This is a genomic window from Pseudoalteromonas sp. TAB23 (genome assembly GCF_000498075.1).
Lineage (GTDB): Bacteria > Pseudomonadota > Gammaproteobacteria > Enterobacterales > Alteromonadaceae > Pseudoalteromonas > Pseudoalteromonas arctica.
This window is the reverse complement of the sequence record NZ_AUTP01000031.1, coordinates 1-2,450: the sequence shown is the minus strand read 5'-3', so window position 1 is coordinate 2,450 and position 2,450 is coordinate 1. Positions and strand designations below refer to the sequence as shown.

General features: G+C 38.6%; 3 protein-coding genes. All 3 read right to left on the bottom strand.

What is annotated here, in order from left to right:
- The coding region (locus L654_RS0100630; RefSeq protein ID WP_024606957.1) for a type I restriction endonuclease at positions 1 to 1,088 on the bottom strand (1,088 nt) is incomplete at its 3' end.
- On the bottom strand, positions 1,085 to 1,762 hold the full coding sequence (locus L654_RS0100625) for an abortive infection family protein (protein ID WP_024606956.1): 678 nt from the start codon (positions 1,760 to 1,762) through the stop codon (positions 1,085 to 1,087). The genes L654_RS0100630 and L654_RS0100625, both read right to left, overlap by 4 nt.
- Before the next feature lie 6 nt (positions 1,763 to 1,768).
- Positions 1,769 to 2,450 (bottom strand): restriction endonuclease subunit S (locus tag L654_RS0100620; RefSeq protein WP_024606955.1); only part of this gene is annotated, 682 nt, incomplete at its 5' end.

The window sequence follows — 2,450 nt, the reverse complement described above, 5'->3', positions numbered from 1 at the left end:
ATGCAAAACGTATTATAAAGCTGGCCGTCTAAATCATTACGATCCGTTACCACCACTATGGTTGGGTTATTCATTTGCGGTTGCGCCATTAGCTTACCCGCGTAGCACAACATTGAAATCGATTTACCCGAGCCTTGGGTGTGCCACACAACCCCCGCTTTGCCGGAGCCTGCTTCTACCTTATCAACATAATTAGCGCGAGGTTCTGCAAGCTGCGCCTTCGCTGCAGCAATTAATGTTGCCTTTACTGCAGCGCGCACTGCGTGAAATTGATGATAGCCCGCGATTTTTTTAATGGTTTTACCATCATCTTCTTCAAACAAAATAAAGTGGCGCAAATAATCTAAAAACAGCGCAGGCTGAAAAAAACCTTTTACTAAGGTTTCTAACTGATATTCAAATAGTGGCTTGTCGTCTTCACTATTTACAGTGCGCCACGGTACAAAGCGCTCTTTATTGGCCGTGAGTGAGCCCACTCTTGCAGTTAAGCCATCACTAACAACAAGCGCCTCGTTAAAAATAAATATATCAGGTAGCTCATCTTTATAGGTTTGAATTTGTTGAAACGCCTGCCAAATGTCGGCGTTATTATCAATCGGGTTTTTCAGCTCTAATAGCGCCAGCGGTAAGCCGTTAATAAACACCATCACATCTGGGCGACGATTGCCTTTGGTACCCGTTATGGTGAACTGATTCACCACCAAAAACTGGTTTTTATTTACATCGTTAAAATCCACCAGCTGAACGTAGTCTGTTCTGGTATTGTCAGTTTTACTTTCATCATTAACTTTGTATTCTACTTTAACGCCTTGCAATAACGCTTGATGAAAGCCTTTATTATTTTTAATCAGTATCGGGGTTTCGGCTTTACTTAAGCTCAACGTTACTTCTTCAAGGGTTGCCAATGGAATATGCGGGTTAATCACTTTAAGTTGCGCCAGTAACCGCCCATGTAATATCACTTGGCGATAATCACTGCGCTCAGCAGCAGGTTCATTAGGGGCAATATCGTAGCCACAAATATAGTCATAACCAATTTGTTCAAACCATGCGACACAAGTTTTTTCAAGTAAGTCTTCACTTATCATGGTTCGACCTCCTCTAAACTTTCCTCTCTTTCATTAAATACCTTCATATATTCTATTGGATTTACGTTAAATAATATTTCAGAAGGTAAATATATATCTTCGTATATTTGTACTGACTCAAACTCATCATTTAGAAAAGTATCGAAATCATGATCTCTTACAGGAAGTATTTCAGGTTCCGCAGAGATAAATGATTCTCTAAGATCATATATAAAACCAATAATCGAGTCCGCTTGACGTGCTATAAACTCTGCATAATGTAAGTCTAGGGGTACATGGTCTAATGATCTACCATGCGCAAGAGGGCAAAAATCATTTCTCAACTCTCCAACGCCTTGAATTGCTGCTTCGAAGTGTGCTGCAGAACTATTTATAATTTTCTTAAAGGCTTCAATAACTTTTTTTTCATTTTTTAAACCCTTGCCTATCTCAAAAACACTAACTGCTTTTTTTGCCAATTTACCTACAGCAATATCACCAGCATACTCTTTCTTGTATTCATCTAAAATTGATTTACAAATCCCCTCAACTAAGGCTTTAGCATGCCCAATAACTAGTCCTGTTTCTTTCTCATTATAAGCGGCTTCAGCAGCCAATAATGTTCGAGCCAACTTATATCGATCAGCAGTTTTATCTACCACATACTTTGTGCGACTAAATATTACATAATCCATTGTTTACTAATCCGTTATAATATCTTTACCGCTTAACAAGCGTGGTAATAATAAATCACGCAAGTTAGCTAACCTCTGTGACTCAGTTTCATTTTTATTAATATTCTCGAACATTTCAAAAACGACATTCTCAAACAAATTAAGTAATTCCAATGTAGGGACTATAGAGTTTACTTTTTTTAGTTCTGACTGCCTTATACCTACTACCGTAGTGCCCGTTGCTCGACTCTCTAAATCCGTTTTAGCTTGAGGTGTTTGTAACCATAAATAAAGAAAGCTTGGCGTTACATTCAAATTATCAGCCCTTAAAGCATATAAACGCTGACTTAAACAATATTTAGTATTGTCTGTAAGGAAATACATTTCACCTAAAGGAGCCTCTGATGTGAGAAAAATATCACCTTTTTCTAACTCAACTTTCATCCATTTTGAATATAAAGCCTCATCTAAGAATCGAATTGTTTCATGCCTAGTAAGTCTACCATTTTTAATATTTTTGGCTGAAATTGCGGGATACCCTTCTTTGGCCCAATCACCACCGAGTTTTAAGGGGGTTTTTCCTCTATGGTCAATTACTGCTGAAGTTACTTCACCTAAGCTTTTAACCCCCCACCCTTCGGGTATTTCACCCAATTCTGAGTCGATTAGGTTATCGGGGAATAAGTCGGCGGTGGCTTTTAGTTGCTGG

Bases quoted from the DNA above. Each gene is read 5' to 3' on its own strand.
- L654_RS0100625 (WP_024606956.1), bottom strand. From the start codon at position 1,762: ATGGATTATGTAATATTTAGTCGCACAAAGTATGTGGTAGATAAAACT.